Genomic DNA, 18,276 nt, shown 5'->3' with positions numbered 1-18,276 from the left:
GGCTCGGGCTCCGTGGGCTCGGGTGCGGGGGTCTCGGCCTCCTGCTCCGTGCTCGGAGCGGCCTCGGGCTCCTCGGCGTCGGCAGCGGCGGCGTTCGCGTCGTCGGCGCCGGAGTCGGACGAGTCCGAACCGCCATCGGACGAGCCGGAGCCGTCACCGATCTTCACGAGGGCGGTGCCGACCTCGACGGTCTCGTCCTCCTGCACCAGGATCTCCTCGACGACACCGGCGATCGGCGACGGGATCTCGGTGTCGACCTTGTCGGTCGAGACCTCGAGCAGCGGCTCGTCGACCTCGACCCGGTCACCGACGTTCTTCAGCCATCGGGTCACCGTGCCCTCGGTGACGCTCTCGCCGAGCGCCGGGAGGTTGACGGATTCGCTCATCGGGTGGACTCCTCTTCGCGGGGGATTGCAGTGGTTGTTGGTGTCATTGTCACAGTGCGCGGACCGGTGCCGGTCACAGCGCGTGCAGCGGCTTGCCCGCGAGGTGCAGGAACGCCTCGCCGAGGGCTTCGTTCTGGGTCGGGTGACCGTGCACCAGGGGAGCGATGTCCTCCGGGTAGGCCTCCCAGTTCACGGCGAGCTGGGCTTCGCCGATGAGCTCGCCGACGCGGGCACCGATCATGCTGACCCCGACGACGGGGCCGTCCACGACGCGCACGACCTTGACGGAGCCGGAGGTCCCGATGATGTGGCTCTTGCCGTTGCCGGCCAGGTTGTACTCGTACGAGTCGACCTTGTCGGCGCCGTACTGCTCCTCGGCCTTGGCCTGCGAGAGCCCGACCGACGCGACCTCGGGGTCGGAGTAGGTGATCTTCGGGATGTTCTTGTCCTCGATGACCACCGGGTTGAGGCCGGCGATCTCCTCGGCGACGAAGATGCCCTGCTGGAAGCCGCGGTGCGCGAGCTGCAGGCCGGGGACGATGTCGCCGACGGCGTAGACGTTCGGGATGTTCGTGGCGAGACGCTCGTTCGTGGTGACGAACCCGCGGTCCATCGCCACGCCGACCTCGTCGTAGCCGACGTTCTGCGTGACCGGGCCACGGCCGACGGCGACGAGCAGGACGTCACCGTCGAAGGTCTTGCCGTCCTCCAGCGTGACGACGACGCCGTTCTCGTGCTGCTCGACGCCCTGGAACCGGACACCGAGCGAGAACTCGATGCCGCGCTTGCGGAACGCGCGCTCGAGCTGCTTCGACATCGACTCGTCCTCGGCGGGGACCAGGTGCGGCAGGCCCTCGACGATGGTGACCTCGGCGCCGAAGGACTTCCAGACGCTGGCGAACTCGACGCCGATGACGCCGCCGCCCAGGATGACGACCTTGTTCGGGACGTAGTCCATGCGGAGCGCGGTCTCGGAGGTGATCACGCGGCCGCCGATCTCGAGCCCGGGCAGGGACTTCGAGTAGGAGCCGGTCGCGAGCACGATGTTCTTGCCGGTGACGGTCTGGTCGCCGACCTGCACGGTGTTCTGCGAGGTCAGGCGACCCCAGCCCTCGACCACGGTGATGCCGCGGGCCTTGATCAGGCCCTGCAGGCCCTTGTACTTGGAGTTGATGACGCCCTGCTGGTAGTCGATCACCTTGGGCACGTCGACACCGGCGAACTCCGCGATGACGCCGTACTTCTCGGCGTCACGCGTGCCGTCGGCGATCTCGGCGGCGTGCAGCAGCGCCTTGGTCGGGATGCAGCCGCGGTGCAGGCACGTCCCTCCGAGCTTGTCGCCCTCGATGAGCGCGACGCTCATGCCGAGTTCGGCGGCCCGGAGCGCAGCGGCGTACCCACCACTCCCGCCACCGAGGACAACGACGTCGTAAGTCTGTTCCGTCACCTGGTGCAACTCCCTCGTGCGTGTCGGGCCGATCGGGCCCTACGTGGACACCGCGGAGGGCGGCGTCCGACGGTCGGACCGCGTGGTTCCGGTCCCGTCCCGTGCAGTACCGGTGGGAGGCGCGTCGGTGCGCCGTTCCCACCGGTACCAAACCTACTACTCGGACTGGAGGTCTTCTGCGAGAGCGATGAGCGTCCGGACCATCACGCCCGTCGCACCCTTGCCCAACCAGGCGTACCCGCCGCCCTTGTTCTCCGACGGACCCGCGATGTCGAGGTGCGCCCAGGGGACACCCTCGCCGGCGAAGCGCTCGAGGAACTTGCCCGCGAGCAGCATGCCGCCGGCCGGGTTGCCGACCGTGGCGTTGACGATGTCGGCGACGTCGCTGGACAGCCGGGCCTCGAGCTCCTCGGGCAGCGGCATCGGCCAGATCGGCTCCGCGACGCCCTCGGCGACGGCACGGACCTTCGCGACGAGGTCGTCGCTGCCCATCAGGCCGGTGGTGCGGTCGCCGAGCGCGACGACCTGGGCACCCGTCAGCGTGGCGACGTCGACGAGCGCGTCGGGCTGCTCGAGCGATGCGGCGGCCATCCCGTCGCCGAGCACCAGGCGGCCCTCGGCGTCGGTGTTCGTGACCTCGACCGTGGTGCCGTTCTTCAGCGTCAGGACGTCGCCCGGGCGGGTCGCGGTGCCGGAGGGCATGTTCTCGGCGAGGGCGAGCCACGCGGTCACGCGCACGTCCAGTCCCAGGCGGGCGGCGGCGACGGTCGCGGCGAGCACCGTGGCGGCACCGGTCATGTCGGTCTTCATGCCGAGCATCGACGCCGCGGGCTTGAGCGAGAGTCCGCCCGAGTCGAAGGTGATGCCCTTGCCCACGAGGGCGAGGTGCTTCGTGGCGGACTCGGGCGCGTACCGGACGACGACCAGGCGCGGGGGACGCGCCGAACCGCGGCCGACGCCGAGGATGCCGCCGAAGCCCTGCTCCTCGAGCGCCTGCTCGTCGAGGACCTCGACGGTGAGCGGCAGGTCCGAGGCGAACCCGGTCGCGACGTCGGCGACGTCCTGCGGCCCGAGGTCGCCCGCGGCGGTGTTCACGAGGTCGCGCACGAGCGACGCGGCGTCGGCGACGATCGCGGGGCGCACGGCGGCGTCGGCGGCGACGTCGGCGGGTGCGAGGACCTCGATGCGCTGGTCGCCGCGGGCCGGGGCCTTGGTGCCGGTGCCCTTGTGCCGTGTGAAGGCGTACGCGCCGAGTGCTGCGCCCTCGAGCGCGGCGTCGACGAGCTCGGCCGAGTCGGTCGGCAGGGCGAGCGTGATCGAGTCCACCCGGGGGAGCTGGCGGACGGCGCTGCCGGCGGCCGCGCGGATCGCCGCTGCACCCGTGGCGGACCCGAGCCCGATCAGCGCGACCGACTTCGCACCGACGCCGGTGGCGGGCAGGCGGACGAGCTGGTCCTTCGCCCCGGTGACCCCGATCGCGGCGAGGTCGAGGTCGGCGAGGGCGTCGATCGTCCCCAGCGCGGTGGGGGCGAGCACAGCGGCGCTGTCGGCCTCGCCGGACGAGCCCGGACGGACCCCGACGACGAGCACGTCGGCGGTGGTGGTCTCGGGGGGTGAACTGGTGGTGGAGAGCGTCGGTCGGACCATGCTCCAACCCTACCGACGGCCTGTTCGCTGTCGGCGTGGTCGTCGCGCACCGGGGACGTCGGAGGCCCCGCCTAGCATGGGGACGGTGAACCACCCCGAGGAGCTCTACACGTTCGACGCGGACGCACCGACCGTGCCGGCAGGGTTGCACCTGGTCGCCGGGCTGACCGGTTTCGCCGATGCCGGCTCGGCCGTCGCGCAGGTGACGAACTCGATCCTCGAGGACCTCGACACCGAGCTCGTCGCCGAGTTCGACCCCGACGTGCTGCTCGACTGGCGGGCCCGTCGCCCGGTCATCACCTTCGAGCACGACCACATCAGCGCCGTCGAGCCGCCCCGTCTGGCCCTGCACCTGGTGCGCGACGAGATCGGCCAGCCGTTCCTGTTCCTGTCGGGCTACGAGCCGGACTTCCAGTGGAACCGCTTCGTCCGCGCCGTCACCGGGCTCGCCGACGACCTGCAGGTGGCTGACACCACGTGGGTGCAGTCCATCCCGATGCCGGTCCCGCACACCCGTCCGATCAGCCTCACCGTCTCCGGCACCCGGGCCGACCTCGTCGAGCAGATGAGCGTCTGGAAGCCCGAGACCCAGGCGCCGGCGAACGTCCTGCACCTGGTCGAGCACCGCCTCGCCGAGACGGGCGCGCAGGTCACGGGGCTGGTGTTGCTCGTGCCCCACTACCTGTCCGACACCGAGTTCCCCGACGCCGCCGTCGCAGCGCTGTCCGGCATCGCCGCCGCGACCGGGCTCATCTTCCCGACGGACGCCCTGCGCGAGTCGGGTCGCGAGTTCCTCACGCGCGTCGACGAGCAGGTCGCCGGCAACGCCGAGCTGCAGCGACTCGTCTCCGTGCTCGAGGAGCGGCACGACACCTACATGGAGGGCAACCCCGTCGCCTCGCCGCTCACCGGCGTCGACGGTGAAGTACCGACCGCGGACGCGATCGCGGCGGAGCTCGAGCGCTTCCTGGCCGACCGGCGCACCCAGGGCGACGCGACCGACTGACGGTCGCGGGATCCGGACGTCCCCTCAGGACGGCCTGGAGGCTCGTGGCGGCCCCGCACCGCGCCTCCAGGCCGTCCTCCGGTCGCCCGCACGACGTGACGCACGTCGACGACGCTCGTCGCGTATCGACGCGGGGACGCGTCGGTAGCCTGGTCCGGTGAACTCCCGTCGTGCCTTCCTGATCTGGGGTGTCGCGGTCCTCGCGTACGTCCTCGCCGTGGTGCAGCGGTCCTCGCTCGGGGTCTCCGGTGTCGATGCGCAGGACCGGTTCGCCGTCTCCGCCGCCGTCCTGTCGACCCTCGCCGTGGTGCAGATCGCCGTCTACGCGGGGCTGCAGATCCCGGTGGGGATCGCCCTCGACCGCGTGGGCCCGCGCCGGCTGGTGCTCCTCGGAGCCGCGCTGCTGGTCATCGGACAGGCGATCGTCGCCGTGTCCCCGTCGATCGGGCCGGCCATCGCGGGGCGGGTGCTCGTCGGCGCCGGCGACGCGATGACCTTCATCTCGGTGATCCGACTGGTGCCGATGTGGTTCAGCGGCCGGATCCTGCCGCAGATCTCGCAGTGGACGGGCAACCTCGGGCAGATCGGCCAGATCCTGTCGGCGTTCCCGTTCGCGGTGCTCCTGCACACGGTGGGCTGGACCCCGGCGTTCGGCGTCGCGGCCGCGGCCAGCGCTGTCGGTCTGGTGCTCGCAGCGGTCTTCGTGCGGAACGGTCCCGTGCCGGTGCGGACGGACACGATCCCGCTGCCGCACTCGTGGGGTGCCGCGTTCAGCACGTTCGGGCACGCGCTCCGCCGCCCGGGCACACAGCTCGGGTTCTGGTCGCACTACGTCACCCAGTCCTCGGGCACGGTGTTCTCACTGCTGTGGGGTGTCCCGATGCTCCGGGGGCTCGGGTACTCCCCGGGTGCGGCGGCTGGGTTCCTCACGATCATCGTGGTCGTCGGGTTCGTCGCCGGTCCGGTGCTCGGCGTGCTCTGCGCGCGGTTCCCGATGCGCCGGTCGAACCTGGTGCTCGGCGTGGTCGTCCTGCTCGCGGTGCTCTGGACGGCGATCCTGCTCTGGCCCGGGCACCCACCGACGTGGTTGCTCGTGCTGCTCGTCGTCGCGATGGGGATCGGCGGGCCCGGCTCGCTCATCGGCTTCGACTTCGCCCGGACCTTCAACCCGGTCGGCTCGCTCGGCTCGGCGAACGGAGTGGTGAACGTCGGTGGGTTCCTGGCGGCCTTCGTGATGATGTACCTGATCGGCGTCGTGCTCGACGCGGCCGCACGGGCCACCGGCACCACGGTGTTCGCCTGGGAGAACTTCCGGATCGCCCTCACGGTGCAGTACGTCGTGGTCGGTTTCGGCGTCGGGATGCTCCTGCACGCCCGCCGTCGGACCCGCCGCGTGCTGCACTCGGAAGAGGGAATACGCGTCGGGCCACTCTGGGTTGCACTCGTTGCACGCCTGCGGAAGCGGCACGTGCAATAATGATCACGGACCCGTTCGGGACCCCTGTCTGTCGGAACACTTCGGTGCGCCGGTGAACTCGGGGGACTTGACATGGGTCCTAGTGCTGCCCGGAACGGTAGGACTCGTACGACGCGGGGGACTGCGGCGCGGGACCTGGGCGGCGAGGGAGGCCACGACCCCACGAACGTGGCACGACGAGAGAGGTGATCGCATGGCTGCCCGGAGCACGACGATCGATCCCACGAAGGACACCGAGCCCGAGGGCGCTGTGGCAGAGGACGCCACGGACACCGAGGGCACCGCAGCGCCGAAGAAGCGCGCCACGAAGGCCCCCGCCAAGAAGGCGCCCGCCAAGAAGGCGGCGCCCAAGGCGAAGAAGACCGACGCCGTCGACGAGGCGATCGCCTCCGACGAGCCCGTCGAGGAGCCGACCGACGAGGCCGACGACACCGACGACAAGACGGCCAAGCCGGACGCCGCTGCAGCGGTCGCCGCCGGTGCGCTCGTCATCTCGCAGACCGACGACGACGAGGCGCCGGTCTACTCGACGACCATCACGGGTGCCACCGCCGACCCGGTGAAGGACTACCTGAAGCAGATCGGCAAGGTCGCCCTGCTCAACGCCGAGCAGGAGGTCGAGCTCGCCATGCGCATCGAGGCCGGCCTGTTCGCCGAGGACAAGCTGCAGCACGCGACGGGGCTCTCGAAGCCCGCCGAGCGTGAACTGCGCTGGGTCGCGCGAGACGGACAGCGTGCGAAGTCGCACCTGCTCGGCGCGAACCTCCGCCTGGTCGTCTCGCTCGCGAAGCGGTACACCGGTCGTGGCATGCAGTTCCTGGACCTCATCCAGGAGGGCAACCTGGGTCTGATCCGTGCGGTCGAGAAGTTCGACTACACCAAGGGCTTCAAGTTCTCGACCTACGCGACGTGGTGGATCCGTCAGGCCATCACCCGTGCCATGGCCGACCAGGCCCGCACCATCCGCATCCCGGTGCACATGGTCGAGGTCATCAACAAGCTCGCCCGCGTCCAGCGGCAGATGCTGCAGGACCTCGGTCGCGAACCCACTCCGGAAGAGCTCGCCCGCGAGCTCGACATGACCCCGGAGAAGGTCGTCGAGGTGCAGAAGTACGGCCGCGAGCCGATCTCGCTGCACACGCCCCTGGGCGAGGACGGCGACTCGGAGTTCGGTGACCTCATCGAGGACACCGAGGCGGTCGTACCGGCCGACGCGGTGGGCTTCACGATGCTGCAGAAGCAGCTCGAGAGCCTGCTCGACTCCCTGTCCGAGCGCGAGGCGGGCGTCATCCGCATGCGCTTCGGCCTCGGTGACGGCCAGCCGAAGACGCTCGACCAGATCGGTGACACGTTCGGCGTGACGCGTGAGCGCATCCGTCAGATCGAGTCCAAGACGATGGCGAAGCTCCGCCACCCGTCGCGGTCGCAGTCGCTGCGCGACTACCTCGAGTAAGCCGGCATGCGCTTCTTCATCCCGATCCTGATCGGGCGGATCCTCCGCGCCCTCGCCCGTGCGCGGGGCGGCGGGTCCGCCTACCCCGGGTACATCGTGCTCAAGCTCGTGCCGGACTTCCTGCAGCACGTGACGAAGCAGTTCCCGAACGGCGTCGTCTTCGTGCTCGGCTCGAACGGCAAGTCGACGACGACGCACATGATCTCCGACATCGTCCGGGCCCACGGGTTGCGGGTCTTCACGAACCCGTCCGGCGCCAACCTGCCGCAGGGCATCGCGTCGGCCCTGCTGTCCGAGGTCTCGCTGACCGGCCGGCTCAAGGCCGACATCGGCATCCTCGAGGTCGACGAGGCCTTCGCCGTCGAGCTCGCCGGCATCCTGTCGCCCTCGACGGTGACGATGCTCAACGTGCAGGTCGACCAGCTGTACCGGTTCTTCGAGACCGAGCGCGTGGCGACGATGATGCTCGACACCGCCGCACTGTCGACGGCGAACGTCATCACGAACCACGACGACCAGTTCCTCGACGGCTACACGGGCACCCCCGGGCAGCGCGTCCTGCGGTTCGGTGCGAGCGACGAGGTCATCGCCGCGGCGCCGAACGGCCTGCAGAACGCCGACTCGTTCGACGCCGGCGACCGTGCCCAGCACACCGCCGACGCCGAGGTCGTGGCCCACACGGGCGACGGCGCGACGATCCGCTTCGACGGTGCCGAGATCCCGGTCCGGCTGCCCGCCCGCGGCCTGCACTACGCGGTCGACGCCGCCGCGGCCACCGCGACGGCGAGTGCGGCCCTCGGCGCGCAGTTCCGCGCCGACGCCGTGACCAAGGCCTTCGGCACGATGAAGCCCGCGTACGGCCGTGGCGAGCGACTCCCCATCGCGGGTGAGTCCGCCGAGTTCACGATGTTCAAGAACGCCGCGAGCCTGCAGCTCAACCTCGACGCCCTGCCGGACCAGCCCGAGCAGGTCCTCATGGCGATCGACGAGGGCACGCCCGACATCTCCTGGATCTACGACATCGACTTCTCGAAGCTCGACCACGTGGACGTCGTCTCCGGTGACAAGGCGTGGCAGATCGCGATCGCGCTCGAGCACGCCGGTGTCCGCATCGGCCGGGTCGAGCCCGACGTCGAAGCAGCGATCGAGCACATGGAGCAGCTCGGCTCGACGACCCGCGGGACGAAGAACTTCATCGTCAACTACGAGATCATGATGATCGCCCGCAAGGCCCTCGGCCACCCGGACATGGAGAAGACCGCATGACGGCCGACCGGTTGACCATCCTGCACGTCTACCCCCGGCAGATGGGCGTCTCGGGCGACCGTGGCAACGTCGCGGCCCTGGTCCGCCGTGCGGCCGCCGCGGGCATCGAGACACAGGTCCTCGAGTACGCGCCCGGTGACGAGCTTCCGACCACGGCGGACGTCGTCGTGATCGGCAACGGACCGCTCAGCGCGATGCGTTCCCTGGGCGACGACGTCACACGCATCGGCGGAACGCTCCGTGCGTTCGCGACCGACGGTGTGCCGGTGCTCGCCGTCGGCGGTGGGTTCGACCTCGCGACGAACGAGGTCGTGCCGGCCGAGGGCGTGCCGGTCGCGGGCTTCGGGGTGTTCGACGCCCGTGCCGTCCGCGGTGCCGAGCGCCGTGTGAACTACTTCGTGCTCGAGACCCGGTACCCGCTGCTCGCCGGAGCCTCGAACCGCCTGGCGGGCTTCGAGGACCACGCGACCCGCATCGAGCTCGCAGCCGGGATCACGCCCTTCGCCGATGTCGTCTCCGGCGGCGGCAACCAGGCCGGCTCCCCGGTCGAGGGCGCGATCGTCGGGAACTCCTTCGGCACGCACACCCAGGGCCCGGTCCTGCCGCTCAACCCGCAGTTGACCGACGGTGTCCTCGCCGCAGCGACCGCGCGGCTGGGCCGCGAGTACGCGCCGGACGCGGAGCAGACGGCGACGATCGACCGCTACGCACGCGAAGCGCGCGCCACCGTCGACCGCTACGTCGACAAGGCGTTCAAGCGCATCGCCTGACGGCCGCTCGCTGCGGACGTCGAACGCGACCACGCAAAGACAGGAGGCGCGGTGCCAGCTGGCACCGCGCCTCCTATCCCTGTGTCGGTCGCGACTACTTCGACTCGTAGAGTCGGCTGCTCTCGTCGTGCCACTCGATGGCGGTCGCCGCGAGCTTGTCCTTGAACTCGGCGCCGTGGTGGGCGCAGAAGTAGAGCTCGCCGCTCGACATGGTGGCTCGGATGTAGGCCTGCGCCCCGCAGCTGTCGCAACGGTCGGCGGCGGTCAGCTGGTGGTTGCTGACTTCGTCGATGGAGGGGTCCTGCACGGTCTGGGTCATTGCTGTGCTCCTCACGGATCGCAGGTGGTGCCGGGTGGTTGCACCATTTCAACACGTGATCCCTGAGAGCGACGCATTGTCGGGGCCTGTTTCGCTCAGCGCGGATCGCTTGGCCCCAGTGCGAGTGTCCACACGGTGCTGTCGGTGCCGCTCGGTAAACTCCGACGGTGAGCTCCGACTACTCCGCACGCCATCTCTCCGTCCTCGAAGGGCTCGAGGCGGTCCGGAAGCGGCCGGGCATGTACATCGGCTCGACGGACTCGCGGGGCCTCATGCACTGCCTGTGGGAGATCATCGACAACTCGGTCGACGAAGCCCTCGCGGGACACGGTGACGAGATCGGTGTCGTCCTGCACGCCGACGGCTCGGTCGAGGTCCGGGACACCGCCCGGGGCATCCCCGTCGACGTCGAACCGAAGACCGGCCTGACCGGGGTCGAGGTCGTGTTCACCAAGCTGCACGCCGGCGGCAAGTTCGGCTCGGGGTCCTACGCGGCCTCGGGCGGCCTGCACGGCGTCGGCGCCTCGGTCGTGAACGCGCTGTCGGAGCGCCTCGACGTCGAGGTCGACCGGGGCGGCAAGACCTACGCCATGTCGTTCCACCGGGGCGAGCCCGGCACCTTCGACGACAGCAAGGGCATCGGCCCGGACGCACCGTTCGCGCCCTTCACCTCGGGCAGCGAGCTGCGCGTCGTCGGCAAGGTCAAGAAGGGCGTCACCGGCTCCCGGATCCGCTACTGGGCGGACCGCCAGATCTTCACCGCCGACGCCCGCTTCAGCACCGACGACCTGGTGACCCGTGCACGGCAGACCGCGTTCCTCGTGCCCGGGCTCGGCATCACCATCACCGACGAGCGCGCGGCGTCGATCGACGCCGCAGCCGCCCGGGCCGAGGCGACGGGCACCACCGTGGCCGCCGGGCCGGTGGTGGAGCGCTTCCGGTACGAGGGCGGGATCGGCGAGTTCGTCGAGCACCTCGCCGTCGACAGCCCGCTCACCGACGTCTGGCGCGTGCAGGGGACCGGCACCTTCACCGAGACCGTGCCGATGCTCGACGACAAGGGCCACATGGTCTCCACCTCGGTCGAGCGCGAGTGCGAGGTCGACCTGGCGCTCCGCTGGGGCAGTGGCTACGAGACCGTGTTCCGCAGCTTCGTCAACATCATCGCGACGCCGAAGGGCGGCACCCACCAGGCCGGCTTCGAGTCGGGCGTCGTCAAGGCCGTCCGCGCCCAGGTCGAGGCGAACGCCCGCAAGCTCAAGGTCGGGCAGGACAAGCTCGACAAGGACGACGTCCTCGCCGGCATGACCGCCGTGCTGACCGTGCGGTTGCCCGAGCCGCAGTTCGAGGGGCAGACGAAGGAGATCCTCGGCACCCCGGCGGTCCGGAAGATCGTCGACCAGGTGGTGTCGAAGCGCATCACCGAGATCCTCACCTCGACGCAGCGCACCGAGAAGGCACAGTCGGCGGCCCTGCTCGAGAAGGTCGTGTCCGAGATGAAGACCCGCATCTCGGCGCGGGCACACAAGGAGACGCAACGCCGCAAGAACGCGCTCGAGAACTCCTCGCTGCCCACGAAGCTCGCCGACTGCCGCTCGCAGGAGACCGAGGGCACGGAGCTCTTCATCGTCGAGGGTGACTCGGCCCTGGGCACCGCGAAGCTCGCCCGCAACAGCGAGTACCAGGCGCTGCTGCCGATCCGCGGCAAGATCCTCAACGTGCAGAAGGCGTCCGTGTCGGACATGCTCTCGAACGTCGAGTGCGCGTCGATCATCCAGGTCATCGGTGCCGGTTCGGGCCGCACGTTCGACATCGACCAGGCCCGCTACGGCAAGATCATCATCATGTCGGACGCCGACGTCGACGGCGCCCACATCCGCACGCTGCTGCTCACGTTGTTCTTCCGGTACATGCGGCCGATGATCGAGCAGGGCCGGGTCTTCGCAGCCGTGCCGCCGCTGCACCGCGTCGTCGTGGTGAACCGCGGCAAGCCGAACGACACGCTCTACACGTACTCCGAACAGGAGCTGCAGACGGTGCTGAAGAAGCTCGAGAAGACGGGCAAGAAGTACCAGGAGCCGATCCAGCGGTACAAGGGCCTCGGCGAGATGGACGCGGACCAGCTGGCGGAGACCACGATGGACCGCGCGCACCGAACTCTGCGCCGGGTGAACGTGACCCATGCCGAGGGTGCCGCGAAGGTGTTCGAGCTGCTCATGGGCAACGACGTGGCGCCGCGCAAGGAGTTCATCCTGGCCGGCGAAGGCCTGGACCGCGACCGCATCGACGCGTAGCGCGTCGCCCGCCCGGGCCGCGCAGCGGCCTGGCGTGCTCACGCGCTGAGCGACAGTCCACGCGGCCGCCGGTCCGTGAGGTGTCGCTCAGCGCGAAACGGTGCCGCGTCCGCGACACGGTGACGGCGGACGGGAGGCCCGGGGCGGCGCCGCCCCGCGCCTCCAGGCCACGACGTCACGCGCCGAGCGACAGTCCACGCGGCCGCCGGTCCGTGAGGTGTCGCTCAGCGCGAAACGGCGCCGCGTCCGCGACACCTCGCGGACAGCCGGCGGCCGTCGGCGGACGGCCGGTGGCGGACGCCGGCGCGCGCCTACGCCTCGCCGGCGGTGCCGTCGAGCGTCGCGGCGCTGCCGCCGATCGAGCCGATGACCGCTTCGAGCGGGGCGCCCGACCCGTCGCGCTTCGACAGCCAGTCGGGCAGGGTCCGTGCGGCGCCGTCGGTGCCGACGGCGTGCGGCGGCGCGATGCCCGCCCATCCCACGGTGAGCCCGTCCTCGCCCTTCAGGAACGCGTGCGCCCGGACACCCTGGGTGGCACGGCCCTTCGCCGGGAACTCCGACAGCGCGGAGACCTTGGCGCGACCGGCGTCGGTGCCGGGCAGCGCGGTCGAGGTGGTGGACACCGTGGCGACCACGGCGTCGTCGGAGCGTGCGACCGAGCCGAACCAGATCACCGAGGCGCCGTCGGCGAGGGCCATGCCGGCCACACCACCGGCGGGCAGCCCCTGCGCCCTGACGACGGACGCCGGGAACCGCAGCAGCTGCGCGTTGGAGCTGATGAACACGAGGTCGTCCGATTCCGGCGCCTGGGCCGCGCCGACCACGTGGTCGCCGGGCTTCAGGCCGATCGCGACGAACTCCGGCTTGTCGGGCCACGCACCCGGCACGACGCGCTTCACGACGCCGTGTGCGGTGCCGATCGCCAGCGAGTCCGACGACGCGCCGGACAGGTCGACGATCGCCACGACCGTCTCGCCCTTGGTGAGCGCAAGGAAGTCGGTGACCCGGACGCCGGCGTCGAGTCGGACCGCCGCGGGCGGCACGGCGGGGACGTCGACGGGGGAGAGCCGGAGGACCCGCCCGGTCGAGGTGATCGCGCCGATCTGCCCCCGCACCGTGCTCACCACGGCGGAGCGGACGGCGTCGTGCTTCGAGCGCTTCGGTACGCGGACGATGCCGAGCTCCGACGTCGGGATGTCGACCCGGATGAGCCGTCCGGTGGTCGAGAGCAGCACGCGGCAGGGGGAGTCGGCGATCTGCAGGGACTCCGGGTCGACCGCGGCCTTCCGACCGCCCTTCACCGGGGCGTCGGCCTCGGTGAGCAGCGTGCGGCGCGGGGTGGCGAACCTGTCGGACACCTCGGTCAGCTCGAGGGCGACCTGCGCGCGGAGTCGCTCGTCGGACGCCAGCAGTTCTTCGAGGGCGGCGATGTCGGCGAGCAGCTGGTCGCGCTCGGCCTCGAGCTCCATCCGCGAGAACTTCGTCAGGCGGCGCAGGCGCAGCTCGAGGATGTACTCCGCCTGTACCTCGGACAGGTCGAAGACGTCACGCAGGCGGTTGCGCGCCGCCTCGGAGTCGTCGGAGGTGCGGATGACCTGGATGACCTCGTCGATGTCGAGGATCGCGATGAGCAGGCCCTCGACCAGGTGCAGCCGTTCCTTGCGCCGCGCCAACCGGTACTGCGACCGGCGTGTGACGACGTCGAGCCGGTGCTGCACGTAGACGTCGAGCAGCTCGCGCAGCCCGAGGGTGCGGGGCGACCCGCCGACCAGCGCGACGTTGTTGATGCCGAAGCCGTCCTCGAGCGGGGTGTGCTTGTACAGCTGCTCGAGCACGGCGGTGGGGTTGAACCCGCTCTTGATGCCGATGACGAGCCGGAGCCCGTGGTTGCGGTCGGTCAGGTCGTTGACGTCGGAGATGCCGACGAGCTTCTTGGACTGGACGCCGTCCTTGATCTTCTCGATCACACGCTCGGGGCCGACCAGGTAGGGCAGCTCGGTGACGACGAGCCCGACCTTGCGCGGGGTGAGGTTCTCGACGCTCACCTTCGCGCGGGTGCGGAACGAGCCGCGGCCGGTGGCGTAGGCGTCGCGGACCCCGGAGAGCCCGACGATCGTGCCGCCGGACGGCAGGTCGGGGCCGGGCACGAACTCCATGAGCTCTTCGAGGCTGGCCTGCGGGTTCATGAGCAGGTGCTTCGCGGCCTCGACCACTTCGCCGAGGTTGTGCGGCGCCATGTTCGTCGCCATGCCGACCGCGATGCCGGAGGCGCCGTTGACGAGCAGGTTCGGGAACGCCGCAGGCAGGACACCCGGCTGCATGATCTGGTTGTCGTAGTTCGGGACGAAGTCGACGACGTCCTCGCCCAGGCCCTCGGTCATCGCCATCGACGGTTCGGCCAGCCGGGCCTCGGTGTACCGGGCTGCTGCGGGACCGTCGTCGAGGGAGCCGAAGTTGCCGTGGCCGTCGACGAGCGGCACACGCATCGTGAACGGCTGGGCCATGCGGACCAACGCATCGTAGATCGCGCCGTCGCCGTGCGGGTGCAGCTTGCCCATCACCTCGCCCGTGACGCGGGCGCTCTTGACGTGTCCGCGGTCGGGCCGCAGCCCCATCTCGGCCATCTGGTACAGGATGCGACGCTGCACCGGCTTCAGGCCGTCGCGGGCGTCGGGCAGCGCCCGCGAGTAGATGACGGAGTACGCGTACTCGAGGAAGGAGCCCTGCATCTCCTCGGAGACGTCGACGTCCTCGATGCGCTCACCGTCGGGCAGGCCGACTACGTCCGTGCGTGCCATGGCACCTTTCTGGAGAACCGGAGTCGTCTGGAAGACTCGTGGAATGGGAACAAGCGTACCGACGGCCCCCGACGCCGTCGCGAACCTCGCCGACGTCTTCCCGAGTTGCCTCGTGGCGCTCGGCGCTGCGGACGACGCGTGGTTGCGGAACGACGGCCTGGAGGCCCGGATCACCCTCCGCCCCGCCCGCGCGGCGATCGTCGTGCTGGTCGACGGCCTCGGTTCCGCCGCGCTGGCGGCGCGCGCCGGGCACGCCCGCTGGTTGACCGGCGCGAAGGGCACCGGCACCGCGAAGAAGCTGCGGAGCGGGTTCCCGACGACGACCGCGGCCGCCCTGAGCACCCTGACCACCGGCCGCTCGCCCGGCACCCACGGCATCGTCGGCTACAGCGGCTGGAACCCGGACACCGGTGCCGTGATGAACCTGCTGGGCGGCTGGGACACCGAGGTCCCCGCGGACTGGTTCCTGACCCGGACCCTGTTCACCCGGGCCGCGGAGCTCGGGCTCGACCCCGTCGTCGTCGGGCCGGACCGGTACCGCTCGTCCGGGATGACCGCGAACGTGCTCGGCGGCGCTCGGTACGTGTCGGCGGACACCGTTCCGCAGCGCGTGGACGCCGCACTGGCCGAGACCACCACCGGCCGCTCGCTCGTCTACCTGTACGTGCCGGAGCTCGACTCGATCGGGCACAAGTACGGCTGGCAGTCCGACCGGTGGACGGCCGCCCTCGAGCTGCTCGACGGGGAACTCGCCCGGCTCGACGCCCGCGGCGCCGACGACGTCGGGGTCCTGGTGACGGCGGACCACGGTGTGCTCGACGTGCCGGACCACGCGAACATCGCCATCGACCCGCTGCTGCTCACCGACGTCGTCGGCATCGCGGGCGACCCGCGCTGCCGCCAGCTCACCGTCGCACCGGGCACCGACGTCCGCGCCCTCGTCGGCGCGTTCCGGGCGCGCTACGGCAAGAAGGCCTACGTCGCCAGCCGTGCCGAGGCGATCGAGGCCGGGTGGTTCGGGCACGTGTCCGACCAGGTGCTGCCGCGCATCGGTGACGTGCTCGTCGTGGCGCGCGGCTCGTGGGCGTTCAACGACGACCGTGCCCTGCGCGAGGACGAGACGCCGAAGCGCATGATCGGCCAGCACGGCGCGATGACCGACGAGGAGACGATCGTGCCGCTCCGGCTCGCCGGCGCGTTCGCCCTCTAGGACGTCAGCGCCAACGGTCGGTTGGCGTGCGGATCAGGCGGGGTCGTCGTCCGGACGGGTGCCGAAGACGATCTCGTCCCAGCTCGGCATCGAGCGGCGGTTGCGCTTCTTGCGTTCGCCGCGGCTCTCGGACTCCGGCGCCGACGCCGGACGGGCGTCGGCGGACTGCGGTGCGGTGTCGTGCGCCCCGCCGTCCTCGAAGCCCTGCAGCGGGATGTCGACGACGCTGATGGAGGTACCGCGGGCGGGCTCGTCGCGCTGTTCGCCGAAGGACGCTGCTTCGCGCTCACCGCGGCGACGGCGCAGCGCCTCGAGCAGGTCGGCGGTCTCGTTGCCGGGAGCGCGCTCTTCTACAGCGGCCTGGCCGATGCGGGGCAGCGGTGCACGGAGCGGCGCGTGCTGGGACGGCTCGGGCTCGGCGGCCGGCTGCTCCGGCTCGTCGACGCGGAAGGCGCCGGAGTCGAAGCGGGTGCCGTCGTCGTCCTGCTGTTCGAACTCGACCGCACGCAGGCGCGGGGCGATGCCCTCGTCGTCGGTGTGTGACAGCCGGTGGGCGTCACCGTTGTCCGGCGCGAGGGTCGAGGTCTTCGGGTCGAAGTGCCACTGGGCGTCGTGCTCGACCTCGCCCGCGGTGTAGCGGACGCGGACCTGCCAACCGCTCTCCGGGTGCTTCCAGGAGCCCCAGGTGATCGCGGTGGCCTCTCCGGCCTCGAGCTTCGCGGTGATCGCGGGGCCGAAGGTGTCGGGGGACTCGTCGTCGACCGGGGTGACCGGCACGCGGTGCGAGGCGTCGAGGATGAAGGCGCGCTCGGCGAGGACCGGCCCCTCGAAGCGGCGGACGTACTCGACGTCGACGTCGAGCGCGGCGGCCACGTCGGCGGCGTCGGCGCCGCCACGGATGCGTGCCTGGACGTCCTTGGGGGAGACCCGCTTCTGCGGACCGGCGTCGGGGTTCGCCTGGCGCACCTGTCCTGCCAGCGACGACGTGACGGGCAACCGGAACTCGGTGCCGCCGTCGGTCGCCAGGAGGAGTGCGCCGGACTCGACTCCGATGACTCTCACGTCTTGCATGGTTCCGCCTTCCCAGCGTCGCGTACGGTCCTGCTGTCGTACCCCGTGAGTATGCAGGGGCGACTGGCGGTTTCCGGGGAGGCGCACGGGCGTGCCGCGGACATCCGCACGGCCGATCGCGAGGACGCGGCACTCCGGCAACGGGTGTCGGGAATGTCCGGTTCCGGTCGTGGGTTGCACAGCCAGCACGACCCGCCGCAGCACTCGGTTTGCGCTCTGGCGGGGCGTGGTGCAAACTGTCGCCGCCGATCACCCGGCGACGACCTCTCGATACGAGAAATGGATGGGCATGGCCACCGATTACGACGCCCCCCGGAAGACCGACGACAACTCCGACTCGGAGTCGATCGAGGCCCTCAAGGAGCGCGTTCCCGACAAGATGTCGGGGGTCGTCGACGATGATTCCGACAACCCCGGCAGTTTCGAACTCGCCGGGCAGGACCTCAGCGACGTCGACCTCGACGTCGTGGTGCTGCCCCCGCAGGTCGACGAGTTCACCTGCGTCGAGTGCTTCCTCGTGAAGCACCGCTCCCAGCTCGACCACGAGTCGAAGCTCGGACCGGTCTGCGCGGAGTGCGCTTCGCTCTAGACGCAACGATCAGCGAAGGCCCCGCATCCTCCAGGGATGCGGGGCCTTCGTCGTGTGCTGCGAGGCGGGGCCGAGCCGCGCCTCCAGGCCGTTGGTCGTGGTTCGTCAGGACCGCAGCGCCTCGACGACCTTGCCGGGGTGCCGGACGCTGACCAGCCAGTAGGGCGTCGGGTCGGCGTCGTCGCGCACCTCGACCTTGACGACGCCGCGGACGTAGCCGCGGAAGAGCGTCCACGCGCGGGCGTCGAGTGCCGGCCCGCGCTGCTCGGTGGCCGCTGCGCCCTCGAACGCCTCGGTCGTGCCGACGAGCGTGCGGGGGAGGTGGGCCTTGCCCGCGCGGAACTCGGTGTCGGTGACCTCGATGGTGGGTGCGAGTGCCCACAGGAGGACCAGGACCCCGAGCTCCATCCCGATCGCCACGAGGACGCCGGCCAGGACGCTGATGGGGAGGAAGACGAGCAGGGTGGCGGGGATGACGAGCGCCGTCGCCAGGTAGAGGGCGGGCGGGGCCCAGAGTCGTTCGCGGTACAGGGTCACGGGTCC

15 protein-coding genes are annotated in these 18,276 nt (G+C 70.8%); 8 read left to right on the top strand and 7 right to left on the bottom strand.

Features of this window, described 5'->3' with window-relative positions:
* The 3 genes from DEJ35_RS07460 to DEJ35_RS07450 all read right to left on the bottom strand — a co-directional run.
* The coding region (locus DEJ35_RS07460) for a biotin/lipoyl-containing protein (protein WP_284731126.1) at positions 1-386 on the bottom strand (386 nt) is incomplete at its 3' end.
* A gap of 73 nt (positions 387-459) precedes the next feature.
* Positions 460-1,833, bottom strand: coding sequence for a dihydrolipoyl dehydrogenase (lpdA, locus tag DEJ35_RS07455; protein WP_027465458.1), 1,374 nt, complete (start codon positions 1,831-1,833; stop codon positions 460-462).
* 156 nt (positions 1,834-1,989) lie between these two features.
* Positions 1,990-3,480: a leucyl aminopeptidase gene (locus DEJ35_RS07450; protein WP_110859573.1), complete on the bottom strand. Its 1,491-nt coding sequence runs from the start codon at positions 3,478-3,480 to the stop codon at positions 1,990-1,992.
* Between the two features lie 76 nt (positions 3,481-3,556).
* On the opposite strand from DEJ35_RS07450, the gene DEJ35_RS07445 reads away from it, so the two are divergent.
* The 5 genes from DEJ35_RS07445 (at position 3,557) to DEJ35_RS07425 (ending at position 9,452) form a co-directional block, all read left to right on the top strand.
* Positions 3,557-4,486, top strand: coding sequence for a proteasome assembly chaperone family protein (locus tag DEJ35_RS07445; protein ID WP_111090887.1), 930 nt, complete (start codon positions 3,557-3,559; stop codon positions 4,484-4,486).
* Positions 4,487-4,643: 157 nt separating this feature from the next.
* Positions 4,644-5,963 (top strand): nitrate/nitrite transporter, encoded by a 1,320-nt coding sequence (locus DEJ35_RS07440; RefSeq protein WP_111192454.1) that lies wholly within the window; start codon positions 4,644-4,646, stop codon positions 5,961-5,963.
* A 193-nt stretch (positions 5,964-6,156) separates the two neighbouring features.
* On the top strand, positions 6,157-7,416 hold the full coding sequence (locus DEJ35_RS07435) for an RNA polymerase sigma factor (protein ID WP_027465462.1): 1,260 nt from the start codon (positions 6,157-6,159) through the stop codon (positions 7,414-7,416).
* A 6-nt stretch (positions 7,417-7,422) separates the two neighbouring features.
* Entirely contained in the window at positions 7,423-8,682 is a 1,260-nt protein-coding gene (locus DEJ35_RS07430; protein WP_111090885.1) for a MurT ligase domain-containing protein, read from the top strand.
* Positions 8,679-9,452 (top strand): type 1 glutamine amidotransferase, encoded by a 774-nt coding sequence (locus DEJ35_RS07425; protein WP_111090884.1) that lies wholly within the window; start codon positions 8,679-8,681, stop codon positions 9,450-9,452. Before DEJ35_RS07430 ends, DEJ35_RS07425 begins: the two co-directional genes overlap by 4 nt.
* A gap of 94 nt (positions 9,453-9,546) precedes the next feature.
* On the opposite strand, the gene DEJ35_RS07420 is transcribed toward DEJ35_RS07425, so the two are convergent.
* Positions 9,547-9,771, bottom strand: coding sequence for a hypothetical protein (locus DEJ35_RS07420; RefSeq protein ID WP_017886093.1), 225 nt, complete (start codon positions 9,769-9,771; stop codon positions 9,547-9,549).
* Between the two features lie 167 nt (positions 9,772-9,938).
* Here DEJ35_RS07420 and DEJ35_RS07415 point away from each other — a divergent pair, with 167 nt between their 5' ends.
* Entirely contained in the window at positions 9,939-12,065 is a 2,127-nt protein-coding gene (locus DEJ35_RS07415) for a type IIA DNA topoisomerase subunit B (protein ID WP_110859578.1), read from the top strand.
* Between the two features lie 311 nt (positions 12,066-12,376).
* On the opposite strand, the gene DEJ35_RS07410 is transcribed toward DEJ35_RS07415, so the two are convergent.
* Positions 12,377-14,863 (bottom strand): DNA topoisomerase (ATP-hydrolyzing) subunit A, encoded by a 2,487-nt coding sequence (locus tag DEJ35_RS07410; RefSeq protein ID WP_110859579.1) that lies wholly within the window; start codon positions 14,861-14,863, stop codon positions 12,377-12,379.
* Positions 14,864-14,906: 43 nt separating this feature from the next.
* Between DEJ35_RS07410 and DEJ35_RS07405 the strand changes: the two genes are divergently transcribed.
* The gene (locus DEJ35_RS07405; protein ID WP_181430135.1) at positions 14,907-16,073 is read left to right on the top strand and encodes an alkaline phosphatase family protein; all 1,167 of its coding nucleotides are present in this window, start codon (positions 14,907-14,909) and stop codon (positions 16,071-16,073) included.
* A gap of 33 nt (positions 16,074-16,106) precedes the next feature.
* Here DEJ35_RS07405 and sepH read toward each other — a convergent pair whose 3' ends face one another.
* The gene (gene sepH / locus DEJ35_RS07400; protein ID WP_181430134.1) at positions 16,107-17,135 is read right to left on the bottom strand and encodes a septation protein SepH; all 1,029 of its coding nucleotides are present in this window, start codon (positions 17,133-17,135) and stop codon (positions 16,107-16,109) included.
* Positions 17,136-17,433: 298 nt separating this feature from the next.
* Between sepH and DEJ35_RS07395 the strand changes: the two genes are divergently transcribed.
* Positions 17,434-17,733, top strand: a complete 300-nt coding sequence (locus DEJ35_RS07395) for a DUF4193 domain-containing protein (protein ID WP_017886098.1) — start codon at positions 17,434-17,436, stop codon at positions 17,731-17,733.
* A 105-nt stretch (positions 17,734-17,838) separates the two neighbouring features.
* Here the strand turns inward: DEJ35_RS07395 and DEJ35_RS07390 are convergent, their stop codons facing one another.
* Complete coding sequence (locus DEJ35_RS07390) at positions 17,839-18,270, bottom strand: DUF3093 domain-containing protein (RefSeq protein WP_110859581.1); 432 nt, start codon at positions 18,268-18,270, stop codon at positions 17,839-17,841.
* Between the last annotated feature and the right edge of the window lie 6 nt (positions 18,271-18,276).

The organism is Curtobacterium sp. MCPF17_051, from assembly GCF_003234595.1.
GTDB classification, from domain to species: Bacteria; Actinomycetota; Actinomycetes; order Actinomycetales; family Microbacteriaceae; genus Curtobacterium; species Curtobacterium flaccumfaciens.
This window is presented reverse-complemented; position numbering and strand designations above follow the sequence as displayed.

Coding starts and splice junctions, on each gene's coding strand:
- DEJ35_RS07430 (WP_111090885.1), top strand. CDS start 7,423: ATGCGCTTCTTCATCCCGATCCTGATCGGGCGGATCCTCCGCGCCCTC.
- DEJ35_RS07395 (WP_017886098.1), top strand. CDS start 17,434: ATGGCCACCGATTACGACGCCCCCCGGAAGACCGACGACAACTCCGAC.
- DEJ35_RS07405 (WP_181430135.1), top strand. CDS start 14,907: ATGGGAACAAGCGTACCGACGGCCCCCGACGCCGTCGCGAACCTCGCC.
- DEJ35_RS07420 (WP_017886093.1), bottom strand. CDS start 9,771: ATGACCCAGACCGTGCAGGACCCCTCCATCGACGAAGTCAGCAACCAC.
- DEJ35_RS07425 (WP_111090884.1), top strand. CDS start 8,679: ATGACGGCCGACCGGTTGACCATCCTGCACGTCTACCCCCGGCAGATG.
- DEJ35_RS07435 (WP_027465462.1), top strand. CDS start 6,157: ATGGCTGCCCGGAGCACGACGATCGATCCCACGAAGGACACCGAGCCC.
- DEJ35_RS07445 (WP_111090887.1), top strand. CDS start 3,557: ATGGGGACGGTGAACCACCCCGAGGAGCTCTACACGTTCGACGCGGAC.
- DEJ35_RS07410 (WP_110859579.1), bottom strand. CDS start 14,863: ATGGCACGCACGGACGTAGTCGGCCTGCCCGACGGTGAGCGCATCGAG.
- DEJ35_RS07450 (WP_110859573.1), bottom strand. CDS start 3,480: ATGGTCCGACCGACGCTCTCCACCACCAGTTCACCCCCCGAGACCACC.